The organism is Streptomyces sp. NPDC044719, from assembly GCF_056433405.1.
In genome coordinates this window covers 52,461-69,295 of the sequence record NZ_JBWKHE010000009.1, presented here as the reverse complement: position 1 = coordinate 69,295, position 16,835 = coordinate 52,461, and the positions used below count along the sequence as shown (strand labels likewise).

The following is a 16,835-nucleotide window of genomic DNA, read 5'->3' as shown; positions in this document are numbered from 1 at the left end:
GACGATCGGAGTGCGCCATGTTCCAGCCACCCACCCGACGCCGCGTGCTGAGCCTGACCGCCGGTGCCGCGGCCACAGCGACCCCGCTCATCGCCTCCGGCCCGCCGGCCCAAGCCGCCCCCGCCGGCTCCACCGCCCAGGCCGCCGGGGCCGCCGAGACCGCCACGCGAGCGCTGCCCGCTCAGCCGACCTGGGCACTGCGGCCTTTCGGCCTGGATCAAGTGACCCTCGGCGCCGGTGTCTTCCGCGCCAAGCGCGACCTGATGCTCGACTACGCCCGCGCCTACCCGGCCGACCGCATCCTGGCCGTCTTCCGCGCGAACGCCGGTCTCGACACACGCGGCGCACGGCCGCCGGGCGGCTGGGAAACCGCCGACGGCAACCTGCGCGGCCACTACGGCGGCCACTTCCTCAGCCTCATCGCGCAGGCGTACGCCGACACCCGCGAGGCCGCCCTCAAGACCAAACTCGACCACCTGATCACGGCCCTCGGCGAGTGCCAGCAGGCCCTCGCCGAACGCGGCGACCCGAAACCCAGCCATCCCGGCTACCTGGCGGCCTACCCGGAGACCCAGTTCATCCTGCTGGAGAGCTACACGACGTACCCCACCATCTGGGCGCCGTACTACACCTGCCACAAGATCATGCGTGGCCTCCTGGACGCACACACCCTGGCCGGCAACCCGCAGGCGCTGACCATCGCCGCGAAGATGGGCGACTGGGTGCACAGCCGCCTGGGCCGGCTGCCGAAGGCGCAGCTGGAACGCATGTGGTCGATCTACATCGCGGGCGAGTACGGCGGCATGAACGAGGTCATGACCGACCTCTACGCCCTCACCGGCCGGCCGGAACACCTCGCCGCCGCCCGCTGCTTCGACAACACCACGCTGCTCAACGCCTGCGCGGAGAACCGTGACGTCCTGGAGGGCAAGCACGCCAACCAGCACATCCCGCAGTTCACCGGCTACCTCCGCCTGTTCGACCATACGGGGGACGAGACCTACGCCGCCGCGGCCCGCAACTTCTGGGGCATGGTCGAGGGCTCCCGCACCTACGCCCTGGGCGGCACCGGCCAGGGCGAGATGTTCCGCGCCCGCGGCGCCATCGCGGCGACCCTCGACGACAAGAACGCCGAGACCTGCGCCACGTACAACATGCTCAAACTGAGCCGGCAGCTCTTCTTCCACGAGCCGGACCCCGCCTACATGGACTACTACGAGCGGGGCCTGACCAACCACATCCTCGCCTCCCGCCGGGACGCCCCCAGCATCGACAGCCCCGAGGTCACCTACTTCGTCGGCATGGGCCCGGGTGTACGACGCGGATACGGCAACACCGGCACCTGCTGCGGCGGCACCGGCATGGAGAACCACACCAAGTACCAGGACTCCGTCTACTTCCGCTCCGCCGACGGCAACACCCTGTACGTCAACCTGTACCTGGCCTCCACCCTGCGCTGGCCGGAGCGCGGCCTCGTGATCGAGCAGACGAGCGACTACCCGGCCGAGGGCGTCCGCACCCTGACCTTCCGCGAGGGCGGCGGCCGACTCGCCGTCAGACTCCGCATCCCGTCCTGGGCCACGACAGGCGTCACGGTCACCGTCAACGGAACCCCCCAAGGAGGCCGGGCCACACCCGGCACCTACCTCACCCTGAACAGAAACTGGCGCCCAGGGGACCGCATCCGCGTCTCGACGCCGTACCGGCTGCACATCGAACGAGCCCTGGACGACCGGACCGTCCAAGCGCTCTTCTACGGCCCGCTCCTCCTGACAGCCCAGAGCCCGGAGCAGCAGTTCCGCACCTTCTCCTTCTACCGGGACTTCACCCTCCGCGGCGACCTGGCCGACGCGATCAGACCTGCCTCCCGCCCGCTGCACTTCACCACGCACAACCTCACCCTCGCCCCTTTCCACCTGGGCAACGTCGCCCCCTATCACGCCTACTTCAAGCGCTCCGAACCCGTCATCGTGTTCGGAGCGGTCGACTCGGGCGTCCCCAACCGCGCCCGTCCCGACGGCCAGACCTTCCTCGACGTCCTCTGGCAGCAGGCCCCCTTCCCGACCTCCGCCCCCTTCGTACGCGCCGTACGCACCCTCGCGGACCGCTGGCTGTCCGAGAACCTGCTCTCCCGCGCCGAACGCGACCGCGTCGTCACGGCGGCGAACAACGCGGACCTGAGACGCTGAACGCTCCGAAATCGCCAAATCCGGACCGGAAGTCGTCTGGACCACTTCCGAGTCTTGAACACGCCTGTCCGGGTCTGCTTGGGTGGCGGATCAATGGCCGCCACCCGGCGGCGTATCGGGGGGAATGGTTTCTGTGCTGGGCCGGCAGCGGGGCTTGAACACGCCGTACGACGGGCGACCTCACCGGCCCCTTCCGTCCGCCTGGATCCCGTACCGCCACTGAGCGGACGGGCAGGGCGATCCCGGACTCACACCATTCACACCCTTCATGCAGACCAGAGGAAGGTGCATGAGGTACTTCCGTCTGCTCGTCCTGGGCAACGGCATCTCGGCGTACGGCAGCTATCTGAACATGGTGGCGCTGAACGTCTTCGTCTACGACGCGACCGGCAGCGCGCTGGCCGCCGGCCTCTTCATGGCCGTACGCCTGGCGACCAGTGTCGTCTCGGGCTGGGTCAGCGGCCGGCTCGTCTCGGCCTACGACCGCAAGCGCCTGATGGTCGGCGCCGACCTGTGCCAGGCCGTGGCCCTGCTGTCGCTCCTGCTCGCCCCCGACGGGATACGTCCCGGAATGCTGTACGTCCTGGCCGTGGTCACGGGCGGCTGCTCGACGCTCTCCCAGGTGGCCCTGCGCAGCAGCATCCCCGAGATCGTCGGGGCGGAGCACCGGGTCCGGGCCAACGGGCTGCTCGTGACCGGACGTTCGCTCGCCATGATCGCCGGCTTCGCCTCATCGGGCGTGGTCGTGGCGCAACTCGGCTACTCCGCGGCGTTCGCGCTCGACGCCGCGACCTTCCTGGTCTCCGCGACCATGCTCTTCCTGCTGCCCGTCCGCACCAGGTCGGCCGACGCCCCCGCGGGCGCCGGCTCCGCGAAGGACTCCGGCGCCGCGCGCTGGACGGCCCGGATGCTGCTGGGCACCGCACCGGTACTCATGGCGATGGTCGCCGTCAGGGCGGTCGACGGGCTGGGCTCCTCGTCCCACAACGTCGCCCTCCCCATCTACTCCAGCAGCCTGGACCCCGACCATCCGGCCACGTTCATCAGCCAGTTCTGGGCCACCTGGGCCATCGGCAACATCGTGGCCCAGCAGGTGATCGGCCGGGTCACCAAGAAGTCCGGACGGACACCGGGGGAGCGGGCGTTCGCGCTCGGCGCCTGTGTGATGTCGGCCGGTTTCATCGTGGTCTTCAGCGGGCTGCCCACCGTGCCCGCCGTCATCGCCGCGCTCGTCGCCGGAGCCGCCGACGGATTCACCGAGATCGTCTACGTGTCGAGGCTGCAGACCGCCCCCGACGAGCAGCGCGGCCGCCTCTTCGGGCTCACCGCCTCGGTGGAGAACTTCGGGTTCGGGCTCGGCATGCTCGTCAGCGGCGCCCTCCTGGAAGCCTTCTCGCCGCTGCAGGTGGTGGGTGCCTTCCACGGCCTCGCGATCGTCCTGTGCCTGATCCTGCTCGGCTGGCTTCTGCGCCGGGGCAGGACAGCGCCCGGCCCGCCAGCGGAGGAACCGGCCGGCCGTGACCAGCCGACGGTGACGGAGGGACGCGGCTGATGAGCACCAGCGAGCCCGACCCGCGGATGGCCGTCATCGGCCTGGCCTTCCGGCTGCCCGGCGCCGACACGCCCGAGGACTTCTGGCGGATCATCCGCGACGGCACGGACTGCGTCTCCCGCTTCACCGACGAGGAACTCGCCGCCGCCGGTGTGCCCGCCGAGGAGTACGAGGCGGAGGACTTCGTCGGCGCCTCCGGGCTCCTCGACGACATCGCCGGCTTCGACGCCCAGCACTTCGCGATGAGCCCCCGCGAGGCCCAGCTCACCGACCCGCAGCACCGCATGTTCCTGGAATGCGCCCAGCACGCCCTGGAGAACGCCGGCTACCCGGGCGAACGGGACGGCACCCGCGTCGGCGTCTGGGCCAGCACCGGCTACCACCTCTACACGATGCAGAACTACCTGCTCAACAACGTCCTGCCCAGCGGGCCGGTGCCCGACTGGACGTCCGGTATGCAGGTCACGGTCGGCAACTACGCCGACTTCACCGCCACCCGGGTCGCCTACCGGCTGGGCCTGACCGGACCCGCCGTCAACGTCCAGACGGGCTGCTCCAGTTCCCTGGTCGGCCTGCAGTCGGCCGCGCAGTCGCTGCTCATGGGCGACTGCGACATCGCCCTCGTCGGCGCCACCGCCGTCCATGTGCCGCAGGTCCTGGGCTACCGCTACGTCAAGGGCTCCATCCTGTCCCGCTCCGGCCGCCTGCGGGCCTTCGACGCCGGCGCCGACGGCACCGTGGGAGGCACGGGCGTCCTGGCCGTCGTCCTGAAGCGGCTGGCGCGGGCGGAAGCCGACGGCGACACCATTCACGGCGTCGTCCGCGGCTGGGGCATCGGCAACGACGGCGCCGGCAAGAAGGCCTTCACCGCCCCCAGCGCCCAGGGCCAGCGCGCGGCCATCCGCCAGGCCCTGCGACGCGCCGGCGTCGGCGCCGACACCATCGGCTACCTGGAGACCCACGGCACCGGCACGCTCAAGGGCGATCCCATCGAGTTCGACGGCGCCGCCGGCGCCTACCGCGAGGACACCGACCGCCAGGGCTACTGCGCCCTGGGCTCGACCAAGGCCAACATCGGCCACCTCGACGCCGCCTCCGGACTGGCCGGCCTCGTCAAGGCCCTGCTGGTCCTGCGCCACGGTGTCATCCCGCCGATGGCGAACTTCAGCGAACCCAACCCCCTCATCGACCTCGACCACAGCCCCTTCTACATCCCCCGGGCCGCCCGGCCCTGGCCGAAGAGCGACGGCCCCCGCCGCGCGGGCCTCACCTCACTCGGCGTGGGCGGCACCAACGTCCACCTGATCCTGGAACAGGCCCCCGAGCCGACGCCCAGGACCGGCGACACCGCACCTCCGGATGTGCTGCTGATCTCGGGGAGCAGCCGGGAAGCCCTCGCGGACAACGCCCGTGCCTTCCGGGACCGGTTACGTCAGCCGCCCGCACCGCACCCGGCGGACCTCGTCACCACCGCCGCCCTCGGCCGGGTCCACGGGCGTCACCGCCTCGCGGTCCGAGGTTCCACCCCGGCAGCCCTCGCAGAGGCCCTCGACGCCTGGCTGACCGGAACCGCCCCGGCGACGGTCACCACGGGCACGGCCTCGGGGGAGGGCACCCCGCGCGTGGCGTTCCAGTTCACCGGGCAGGGCAGCCAATACCCCGGAATGGCCGACGCCCTCTACGCGCGTTTCCCCGCCGCACGCCAGGTGCTCGACACCTGCGACCAGCACTACCGCGACCTCACCGGCGACTCCCTGCTCGACGCACTGCGCACGGCTGACCCGGCGGACGTACCTGGGGAGGGGCCGCTCGGGGAGACGGACACCGCGCAGCCCGCGCTGTTCGCCCTGCAGTGCGCACTCGTCCGGCTGTGGCGCGACGCCGGCGTCGAACCGTACGCCGTGACCGGGCACAGCGTCGGGGAGTACGCCGCGCTGTACGCGGCCGGAGCCCTGTCCCTGGAGGACGGGCTGCGCCTCACCACCGAACGGGGCCGGCTGATGCGGCAGCGCTGCGTACCCGGCGCGATGGTCGCGGCGCCGGTCGACCGGGCCACCGCCCTCGCCCTGGCCGCCGAGGTCCCCGGACTGGAGCCGGCCGTGACCAACGGAGAGCGCCTTCAGGTACTCGCCGGGCCCGTCACCGCCGTCGACCGGGCGTACGCGCTGCTGGACGAACGCGGCACACCGGGCCGGCGGCTGCCGGTGACCCGCGCCTTCCACACCGCCTTGATGGAACCGATGCTGGCCGAGTTCGAGAAGGTCCTCGACGACGTGGACTTCCGGCCGGTGCGCATCCCCTTCGTCAGCGCCCTGGACGGCACGACCCGCCCGCCCGGCTGGACCCCTGACACGGACTACCTCATACGCCATACCCGCGAACCCGTCCGCTACGACGAGGCGTTGCGCGGCATCGGCACCGAATCGCCCGGCGTCCTGCTCGAGATAGGGCCGCACACCACCCTCAGCGGTCTGGCCCGCCGGGCCCTGCCCGACGTACCGGCGCTGCCGTCCCTGCGGCGCGGCACCGGACTCGGCGCCCTCTGGGGGGCGGCGGCGGGACTGCACTGCGCCGGAGCGGACGTCGGCTGGGACGCGCTCCTGGCGGGCAGCGGTGGCAGACGCGTCCCACTGCCCGGCTACCGATTCCAGCACGAGAACCACTGGATGGGGCACCGGTCGACGCCCCTGAGCAAGAGAACAGCAGCGAGAAAGGGAACCGAAGTGGTGCAGCAAGAGGCAGCGGTCGCACGAGTACTCCAGAGCATCGTCGAGGCGACCGCCCGGCACCTCGGCGGGGATCCGTCGGCGATCGTCGGCGACGCGAACTTCTTCGACCTCGGCGCCGACTCGCTGCAGATGATCAGTGTGCTGCGGGAGCTGGAACAGGCGCATCACGTCAAGGTGACGATGAGACAGCTGCTCGAGGAGACGGGCACACCGCGTCGGCTGGCCGAGTTCATCGTCTCCCACATGCCGGACACGACCGGGACAGCGCCGACCGGATCCCCGGCGCCGGGGGCCGAGCCGGCGCGGCCCGTAGCACCGGCCCCCGCTCCGGAACCTGTCGCACCGGCACCGGCACCGGCACCGGCACCGGCACCGGCACCGGCACCCGCTCCCGAGCCCGCCCCACCGGCACCGGCACCGGAGCCCGCCCCCGCCGGCACGGCCTCGGCTCCCGAGTACGCGACCCGCGAGGAGCTGGAGGACCTCGCCCACAAGATCCAGCAGATGTCCCGGATACAGCTGCAGATGATGTCCCAGCTCTCCCAGCTGCTCGCCCTCCAGACCGCCTCGGTGACCGACCGGCTCAACGGCAAGGTGGCCAAGTGACCGGGCTGAACGGCATCTCCGCGGCGCTGGACCAGGACCTGGCCGCCATGACCGAGCTGTCGCGGCGCATCGCCGAACAGATGGGCGGGACCGGTGCTCCCGCCTCACAGCCTCCGCGCATGCACGGGCCCCGCGTGACGGTCGCGAAATCCTCCGGCATGGTCCAGGACGTCTCGCCGCACACCCAGCAGGAGCACCTGACCGACCTCGTGCGCCGCTACACCGCCAGAACACCGACCTCGAAGCGGATCGCCCAGCGCTACCGCCGTGTCCTGGCCGACAGCCGTGCGGTCGTCGGCTTCCGCAGCGGCACGAAGGAGATGCTGTACCCCATCGCCGGCCGCCGGGCGAGCGGGGCACGGCTCGAGGACGTCGACGGCAACGAGTACGTCGACATCACCATGGGCTTCGGCGTCCTGCTCTTCGGCCACGAGCCCGACTTCGTCACCGAGGCCGTGCGCGAGCACCTGTCCCGGGGCATCCAGCTCGGCCCCCGCACCATCGAGACCGGCGAGGCGGCGGAACTCCTCGCCGGCCTCACCGGACTGGAGCGGGTCGCCTTCGCCAACTCCGGTACGGAGGCGAACTCGGCGGCCATCCGCCTCGCCCGCGCCGCCACGGGCCGCGACAAGATCGTCTCGTTCCTGGGCGCCTACCACGGCCACGCCGACAACGTCCTGGGCCGGTCCTCGCACAGCGGCACCGACCAGATCACCGTGCCCGTCTCCCGGGGCATCCCGCAGGCCGCCGTCTCCGATCTGATGGTCCTCGACTACGGCAGCGACGCGGCCCTGGAGACGATCGCCCGGAACGCCGGCGACATCGCCGCGGTCGTCGTGGAGCCGGTGCAGAGCAGGCACCCCGAGCTCCAGCCGGTCGAGTTCGTGCGCAGGCTGCGGGAGCTGACCCGCCGCCACGGCATCGTGCTGCTCTTCGACGAGATGCTGACCGGCTTCCGCCCCGCCCCGCGCGGTGCGCAGGAGCTGTACGGCGTGACCCCGGACCTCGCCACCTACGGCAAGCTCCTCGGCGGCGGCTTCCCCATCGGCGCCATCGCCGGCCGCGCCGACATCATGGACGGCGTCGACGGCGGCCACTGGTCCTACGGCGACGACAGCTACCCGCCCGCCGACACCACCTTCTTCGGCGGTACGTACATCCAGCACCCGGTGTCGATGGTCGCCGCCCGCGCCGTGCTGACCCACCTCAAGGAGCACAGCCCGCACCTCCAGGAGCGCCTCAACGCTCGGACCGCCGAACTGGCCGCGACGCTGAACGCCTTCTTCGAGGCCGAGGAGTACCCGCTGCGGATGAGCCACTTCGGCTCCCAGTTCCGCTTCGAGCACCGCGCCGACATGGAGCTGCTCTACCACCACCTGATGCTGCGTGGCGTGCACGTGTGGGAGTGGCGCAACTTCTTCCTGTCCACCGCCCACTCGGACGGCGACATCGAGTTCATCGCCGACGCCGTGCAGGACTCGCTTCGCGAACTGCGGTCGGCGGGCTTCTTCCCGGGAACGCGGCCCGTGGCGTCGAAGACAGCACCCCCGGCAGCACCGCCGAAACCGGCACAGGCCACTCCTGCACCGACAACCGCCGCCCCCGTGGCCTCCATGGCCTGGAACGCCGCGGCAGTCACAGCACCTCGCACGGAACCCGCGAGAGAACTCGCCCCGCGCACCCCCGACTTCAGCGTGTACTTCTTCGGCGACTACCCGCAGGACACCCCGGCACCCCGCCAGGGCCAGTACGAACTCCTCATGGACGTCGCCCGGTTCGCCGACCGGCACGGTTTTCACTCGCTGTGGATGCCCGAGCGGCACTTCCACTCCTTCGGCGGACTCTTCCCCAACCCGGCGGTGCTCGCCGCCGCCCTGTCCCGCGAGACCGAACGCATCCGGCTCAACGCGGGCTCCGTCGTCCTGCCCCTCCACGACCCCATCCGGGTCGCCGAGGAGTGGTCGATGGTCGACAACCTCTCCGGAGGGCGCGTCGGCATCGGTGTCGCCAGCGGCTGGAGCGCCAACGACTTCGTCTTCTTCCCCGACCGGTTCGGCCGGCACAAGGAGCTGATGTACGAACAGCTCGAAGAGGTACGGAAGTTCTGGCGCGGCGACGCCCTGCACCGGACCAGCGGGGACGGCGAGGCCGAGGTGCGGCTCTTTCCCCGGCCGGTGCAGGACGCCCCGCCCATGTACACCGCGGTGGTCGGCAACCCCGCCTCGTTCGAACTCGCCGCCCGTCACGACCTGGGCATCGTCACCAACCTGATGACCCAGACCGTCGAACAGCTCCGGGACAACATCGCCCTCTACCGGCGCACCCGGGCCTCGCACGGCCTCGACCCGGACGCCGGGCGCGTGGCCGTCCTGCTGCACACCTACCTCGCCGACGACCACGACACCGCGCGGACCGAGGCGTACGAACCGCTGTCCCGCTATATGCGCGCGTCACTGTCCGTGTTCAGCGGCGTCACCAACAGCCTCGGGCACCGCATCGACCTGGCCGAGCTGAGCGAGGACGACCTGGACGCGGTGTTCCGCCGCGCCTACGGCCGCTACTGCGACCAGCGCGCCCTGATCGGCACGGCGGACAGCGTGCGGCCGGTGGTGGACGCGGTGACCGCGGCGGGCGCCGACGAGATCGTCGCCCTCGTCGACTTCGGCGTCGCACAGGACGCGCTGCGCGCGGGCCTGCCCCGCCTGGACGCCCTGCGCCGCCGCTACCGGGAACCGGCTCCCTCCGCTCCTCGCGACGCGCCGTTGTCGCCCGGCCAGGAACGGATCTGGTTCCTGGAGCGGCTCCTTCCGGGACGTACCGCCTACAACGAGGTCAAGGCGATCCGCCTCGCCGGCTCTCTCGACGTACCCGCTCTGCACGCGGCACTGCGCGGACTCGTCGCCCGTCACGAGGGCCTGCGCACCGTCTTCCGCGAAACCGGAGGGGAGCCCCGGCAGGTCGTGCGGACGTCCGCCGAGCCCGACTTCGAGATCGTGGACGGCGCGCTCCAGGACGTCCTCGCGGCCGAGAGCACACGCCGCTTCGACCTGGCCGAGGGCCCGCTGTTCGTCACCCGGCTGGTCAGGATCGCCGAGACGGAGCACGTCCTCGTGCTGTCCCTGCACCACATCGTGGTCGACGCCGCCTCCGCCACCGTCCTCGCCCGCGACCTGTCCGCCCTCTACCGGGCCGCACGCGAGGGCACCACACCCGACCTCCCCGCCCTCACCTGGAGCTACGCCGACCACGCCCGGGAACTGGCGGCGGCCGCGAACAGCCCCGAGGCAGAGGAGGACCTGGCCCACTGGCGCCGCACCCTCGGCGGCGAGCTGCCCGTCCTCGCCCTGCCCACCGACCGGCCGCGCCCCGCGACGATGACCTCCAACGGCCGGGCGGTCTTCCACACCCTCGACCCGGAACTCTCCCGCCGCCTGCGCGAGTTGAGCCGCAGCCGCCGCAGCACCCTGTTCATGACCCTGCTCGCCGGATACGCGACGATGCTGCACCGGATCACCGGACAGACTGACATCGTCGTCGGCACCCCGATCTCGGACCGTCCCGAGCGGGCCGAGCACCTGCTCGGCTTCTTCGTGAACACCCTCGCGCTGCGCCTCGACCTGTCCCAAGACCCCGCGTTCTCCGCGCTGCTGGAGCGCGTGCGCACGGTCGCCCTCGACGCGTACGACCACGCGCGGGTGCCCTTCGAGACGGTGATGCGCGAGCTCGCCCCGCCCAGGGCGGTCGACCGGACCCCGGTGTTCCAGGCCTTCGCCGAGTTCCAGCGCGCCGAGCCGTTCCGCTTCGACCTCCCCGGCATCGAGGCCACCCCCCTGGACGCCGGCCCGGACAAGTCCCTCACGGACCTCACCGTCTACTTCACCGACCAGCCGCACGGCATCCGCTGCCATCTGGAGTACAACACCGACCTGTTCGACCAGAACACCGTCGACCGGTTCTTCGCCACCTTCCGGGACCTGCTCACGGCCGCGGTCGACACCCCCGAGGCACCCCTGTCCCAGCTCGCCGCGACTGCCGTCGACACGGCGGCCGAGGGCGACCCCGTACCGCGGTCCTGGCAGGACGGCCCGTCCCGCCCGTCGGCGAACACCACCGTCCACGCCCTCTTCGCCCGGCAGGCAGCCGCCCAGCCGAACAACACGGCGGTGATCACCGCAGACTGCCGACTGACCTACCGCGAACTGGACGACCGAGCCGAGCAGTTGGCCTCCGCCCTGCGAGCGCGCTACACGACGGGCAGCGACCAGGACGGGACTGTGGCCCTCTGGCTGCCGCGCTCCGCCGACCTGGTCGTCGCCATGCTCGCCGTGCTGAAGACGGGCCGCGCCTACGTCCCGCTCGACCCCTCCCTCGGCCGGGTGCGCGCCGAGCAGGTCATCGCCGAGTGCGGGGCCCGGACGCTGGTGTCGTCGCGCGGGGAGGCGGCGGCCCTGAAGCTGCCCGGGCACGTAACCGTCGTACCGCCGGACGACACCGCACCAGGCTCGCAAGACGGTGCGTCGACCCCCGGCGACCGGTCCCCGTGCTGCGTCCTCTACACCTCGGGCAGCACCGGCACGCCCAAGGGCGTCGTGGTGCCGCACCGCGGTGTCGTCGACCTGTGCGAGTGGCAGCACCGGCGCTTCGCCTTCACCCGGGCCGACCGCGGTGCCGTCGTCTGCAGCCAGAGCTTCGACGCCTCGCTCCTGGAGATCTGGCCGGCGCTGACCGCGGGAGCGTCGATCGTCGTCGCCGACGAGGAACTGCGCAGGGACCCGAGGTCGCTGGCCCGGTGGTACGCCGAGCAGGGCATCACCTTCTCGATCCTGCCCACCGCCCTCGGCGAACAGGTGCTCCGCCTGCCCCCGGCCGACCAGCCGCCCCTGCGTCACCTGCTGCTCGGCGGTGATGTGCTGCGCACCCGGCCGCGGCCCGAGGCGCCGTACGAGACGGTGAACGTGTACGGGCCCACCGAGGTCACCGTGCTGTGCACGACGCACACCGTGCCCGCACAGGGCGAGGACACCGCCACCGCGATCGCGCTCGGGCGTCCGGTCGACAATGTGACGCTGAGCGTGCTCGACGCGTCGGGCACCCCGGTGCCCGTCGGCACGGCGGGGGAGTTGTACGTCGGCGGCCCCGGTGTGGCCCTCGGGTACCTGCACCGCGCCGAACTCACGCAGGAGCGTTTCCTGCCGGACCCCCATGCCGGCCCGGACGCCCGCCGGTACCGCACCGGCGACCTGGTCCGCTGGAGGAGCGACGGGACGCTGGAGTTCTGCGGCCGGGCCGACGACCAGGTGAAGATTAGGGGCTTCCGGGTCGAGCCGGAAGAGGTCTCCCGTGTGCTCAACGCCCTGGACGGGGTGCGTGAGGCGGCCGTGCTGGCCCGCCGCAACGACCGCGGCGAGGCGTACCTCGCGGCCTACGCCGTCCCCGCAGACCCGGTCGGCACGGCGGCCGACGACCGGCAGGCGTTCGCCGACCTCGTGGCCGAGGAACTGGCGGCCCGGCTGCCGGAGTACCTGGTACCGCGAGCCTGGAGGATCCTGCCGGCCCTTCCCCTGACGGGCAACGGCAAGCTGGACCGATCCGCGCTGCCGGCGCCCGACCTCGTCACGACGGCCCCGGCCCCCAGGCCGGGCACCGCCGTCGGCCAGGCTCCGGAGGCCGGTCACCGCACGGACGTCGAGCGGCGCGTACGGCGGCTGTGGGCGGACGAGTTCGGCATCGACGCGGACGCCATCGCGGCCGACACCTCGTTCTTCGACCTGGGCGGCCACTCGATCACCGCGATGCGGCTGGTCAACCAGGTCCGGGAGGAGTTCGGCACCGACTACCCGATGCTGAGCTTCTACCAGGAGCCGACACTGCGGGCCATGACGGCCCAACTGGCCCTGGCGGCGGGCGAGACGCCGGCGGGCGCGGGGACCGATTCCGGAGAAGGACCCGGCTCGGTGGAACGCCGGGCACCCGCCACCGCCCAGCAGGCCCGTTTCGCCAAGGTGCACGCCGAACACCTCCTGCCCCAAGTGTTCAACGTCGCCCTGCGGATCACCCTCTCCGGAGACCTGGACGTGGCGGCCCTGCGCACCGCCCTGACCGGCCTCGTCGAACGGCACGAGGGACTGCGGACCCGTCTGGCCCCCGACGGGGACGGCTGGGAGCAGCAGGTGCTCCGGCCCCGCGTCGTGGAACTGCCGGTCGAGGACCTCACCGCACGGCCCGCCGGGGAGCGGCAGACAGCCCTCGACACCGCCGCCACGGAAGCCACCGAGACACCGATCGACCCCGCCCACGACACGCCGATGGCCGTGCGCCTCCTGCGCACCGGCGAGAGCACCTCGGTCCTGCTCCTCGTCCTGCACCACTCCGCCTGCGACGGCTGGTCCGTCAGCCTGCTCCTGAAGGAACTGGCCGCCCTCTACGGCGCCGCCGTGCGGGGTGAACCCCACACCCTGCCTCCCGTGGAGTGCCAGCCGGCGGAGTACGCCCACTGGCAGCGGGGCCAGACGGACAAGGCCGCCGACGAACGCAAGCTGCGGTTCTGGCTGCGCGAACTCGACGGAGTGCCGTTCGACGTCGACCTGCCCCTGGACCGGCCCCGGCCCGAGAAGCCGAGCGGCCGGGGCGGCGCCGTGATGTTCACCGTGCCGGCCGAGGTCCGGACCGCCGTGGAACAGCTGGCGCGGCAGCGGGGCACGACGCCCTTCGTGGTTACGGCGGCGGCCCTGGGCCGGCTGCTCGCGCGGAAGTCCGGGCAGAGCGACGTCGTGTTCAACATCTCCTACGCCAACCGGGAACGCCGCGCGTTCGAATCCCTGCTGGCCTGCACGATCACCGGTTTCGCGCTGCCCGTGCGCGACGGAGCCACCGGTTCCTTCACCGGGCTGACGGACCGCATCGCCCGCACGGCGGTGGAGTGCATGGACCGGGCCATGCCGGTACGCCTGATCGCCCCCGCGTTGCAGGAGCGTACGGGCGTGGCCGTGCCGGACCGGCTGGACGTCGGCTTCGCGTACCAGAGCTCCCTGGACGCCGAGATCGAACTGCCCGGGCTGACCACGGCTATCGAGGACCTCGCCCCCGCCGCGTCCCGCACGGAGCTCACCTTCGGTCTCGTCCCTGCCGGGGACCGGCTGCAGGGCTTCGTCGAGTACTCGGCCGACCTCTGGGACCGCACCACGATCGAAGGCTGGACCCGTGACTACGTCGCCCTCCTGCGCGACGAGACGGGCAACGCGCTCGGGGACTGACTCCCGTCCGTGTCGCCGCCTCACCTGGGGCGGCGACACGCACCACCCCGTCGCCCCCATTGACAGGTCCGTACCAACACGCCACGCTCTGAGAGCGCTCTCAAAGCTTCTCGCATCGGCCCCCGTCGAACGGAGAAAGAGCATGTTACGGACCCTCAGGCGCCGGGCCACGGCCCTTGGACTGTCCCTCGCGACGGTCCTCGGCGGCTCACTGCTCGCAACCGGAGCCGCCGAGCCGGCCCACGCCGCCGTCCCGGCGACGATCCCCCTGAAGATCACCAACAACTCGGCCCGCGGCGAGCAGGTGTACATCTACAACCTGGGCACGGAACTGTCGACCGGACGGCAGGGCTGGGCCGACGCGGGCGGCACCTTCCACCCCTGGCCGGCGGGTGGAAACCCGCCGGTCCCCGCACCCGACGCGTCGATCCCGGGCCCGGCCGCGGGCCAGTCGAAGACGATCCGCATGCCGAAGTTCTCCGGCCGCGTGTACTTCTCCTACGGCCAGAAACTGGTGTTCAAGCTGACCACCGGCGGCCTGGTCCAGCCCGCCGTCCAGAACCCGGCCGACCCCAACCGGAACATCCTGTTCAACTGGTCGGAGTACACACTCAACGACTCGGGCCTGTGGATCAACAGCACACAGGTCGACATGTTCTCCGCGCCCTACGCGGTAGGAGTGCAGCGAGCCGACGGATCCACCGCGAGCACCGGCCGGCTCAAGCCCGGCGGATACAACGGCTTCTTCAACGCCCTCAGGGGACAGCCCGGAGGCTGGGCCAATCTGATCCAGACCCGGTCCGACGGCACCGTACTGCGCGCCCTGTCGCCGCTGTACGGACTGGAGACCGGCGCACTGCCGGCCACCGTCATGGACGACTACGTCAACCGCGTCTGGCAGAAGTACTCCACCTCGACGCTGACCGTCACCCCGTTCGCCGACCAGCCCGGCACCAAGTACTACGGCAGGGTCTCGGGCGGCGTCATGAACTTCACCAACAGCGCAGGCGCCACGGTCACCCGCTTCGAAAAGCCCGACGCCGCCTCGATCTTCGGCTGTCACAGGAAACTGGACGCACCGAACGACCTGGTCCGCGGCCCGATCTCACGCACCTTGTGCGCCGGCTTCAACCGCTCCACGCTGCTGGTCAACCCCAACCAGCCGGACTCCGGCGCCGACGCCTTCTACAAGGACGGCGTCACCAACCACTACGCCCGCAAGATCCACGCGCAGACGGTCGACGGCAAGGCTTACGCATTCGCCTTCGACGACGTGGGCCACCACGAGTCACTCGTACACGACGGCAGCCCACGCCAGGCCTATCTCACTCTCGACCCGTTCAACTGACAGCACAGTTGACGGTTCAGCAGTTCTGAACATCAAATACAACTTTACTGTTCCTTGGTGTAGATGAACTGCGGTTTACGTGAGCCTCATTGACACCACGCGGTGACTGCAGACCCTCCCGTAACAGGAGGGTCTGGTCACTGTCCCCCATGCGATGGTGAGAGGCACCAACGAAATGACGATGAATCACACCCTGCGGTACGGCGGCCGCACACTGGCGCTGACGGCGACGGCCCTCGGGGTGATCGCGACAGCCGTCCCCGCGGCGGCCGAGGAACAGCCCACCGCGGAGCAGATCATGGCCGACTGCGCTTCCGGAGAGGGCAAGTGCTCCTTCAACTCCCCGGAGCTCGGCAAGGCGTACCTCGGTGAACCGCGTCAGGTATCCGAACTGCTCTTCAACTGCACCGAATCGCCCGCCGCCCAGACGATGTCCTGGGCCGACACCGTCGGTTCCTCCCACTCGGTGGGAGGCTCGGTCACCGTCGGCGGAGGCATCGAAGGCATCATCACCGCCAGTGTCACCGCGACGTACAACTACACATGGCAGAGCTCTCACACCGAGACGAGTTCCTTCACCGTGAACGTGAAGCCGGGAGAAGTGGGCTGGATCTCCCGCGCCCAGGTGATGCAGCGGATATCCGGCACATGGCAGACCCACTACGACGACCCCAAGTGGGGCCACTACTACTGGTTCGTCCCCGACGTGGTCACCGGCCCGGCCCCGAACGGCACGGACGGCAAGCACAGCGCGGTCGTGGTCAAGTCCCGCAAGATGACAGCCGACGAGAAGAAGCTGTGCTCCACCGGCAACACCCAGGACAAGGTCTTCACCAGGTGATCAGTGTGTTCGGTGGGGTCGACGACCTCGAGCTCTTCCTCTCGCGCTGCCGCGTCATGACCATCGGTTTCGTGCCGGCCTGTTTCGCCGTCACGGCGTTCTTCATCGCGGAAGAGGGCTGGCACTTCAGCCTGCTCCTGAGCTGCGTTCTGCCGCCGATCGCCGCCTGTCTGGGGATCCGGGGCAAGCGGGAGATCCGGCCGGGGATGGCGGCCGCGGGACTCGCTCTCGCGCTCGCCACGCTGCCGTTGACCTTCGTCGTGGCATCGCTCGAGGGCTCGTGACCCCCACCCCGGCGCGGGCATGCCGTCGGCCGA

At 71.1% G+C, this 16,835-nt stretch carries 7 protein-coding genes; all 7 read left to right on the top strand.

Annotated features, from left to right (window positions below):
* Positions 1 to 17 precede the first annotated feature (17 nt).
* The 7 genes from AC07DF_RS32210 to AC07DF_RS32180 all read left to right on the top strand — a co-directional run bounded on the left by AC07DF_RS32210 (position 18) and on the right by AC07DF_RS32180 (position 16,802).
* Entirely contained in the window at positions 18 to 2,189 is a 2,172-nt protein-coding gene (locus tag AC07DF_RS32210; RefSeq protein WP_478979416.1) for a glycoside hydrolase family 127 protein, read from the top strand.
* A 289-nt stretch (positions 2,190 to 2,478) separates the two neighbouring features.
* Positions 2,479 to 3,741: an MFS transporter gene (locus tag AC07DF_RS32205; protein WP_478979413.1), complete on the top strand. Its 1,263-nt coding sequence runs from the start codon at positions 2,479 to 2,481 to the stop codon at positions 3,739 to 3,741.
* Complete coding sequence (locus tag AC07DF_RS32200) at positions 3,741 to 7,076, top strand: type I polyketide synthase (protein ID WP_478979410.1); 3,336 nt, start codon at positions 3,741 to 3,743, stop codon at positions 7,074 to 7,076. Before AC07DF_RS32205 ends, AC07DF_RS32200 begins: the two co-directional genes overlap by 1 nt.
* A gap of 47 nt (positions 7,077 to 7,123) precedes the next feature.
* Entirely contained in the window at positions 7,124 to 14,329 is a 7,206-nt protein-coding gene (locus tag AC07DF_RS32195; RefSeq protein ID WP_478980181.1) for a MupA/Atu3671 family FMN-dependent luciferase-like monooxygenase, read from the top strand.
* 142 nt (positions 14,330 to 14,471) lie between these two features.
* Positions 14,472 to 15,677, top strand: a complete 1,206-nt coding sequence (locus AC07DF_RS32190) for a glycoside hydrolase family 64 protein (protein ID WP_478979407.1) — start codon at positions 14,472 to 14,474, stop codon at positions 15,675 to 15,677.
* A 181-nt stretch (positions 15,678 to 15,858) separates the two neighbouring features.
* Positions 15,859 to 16,518, top strand: a complete 660-nt coding sequence (locus AC07DF_RS32185; protein ID WP_478979404.1) for a hypothetical protein — start codon at positions 15,859 to 15,861, stop codon at positions 16,516 to 16,518.
* Positions 16,515 to 16,802, top strand: a complete 288-nt coding sequence (locus tag AC07DF_RS32180) for a hypothetical protein (RefSeq protein WP_478979401.1) — start codon at positions 16,515 to 16,517, stop codon at positions 16,800 to 16,802. Before AC07DF_RS32185 ends, AC07DF_RS32180 begins: the two co-directional genes overlap by 4 nt.
* The last annotated feature ends 33 nt before the right edge of the window (positions 16,803 to 16,835 follow it).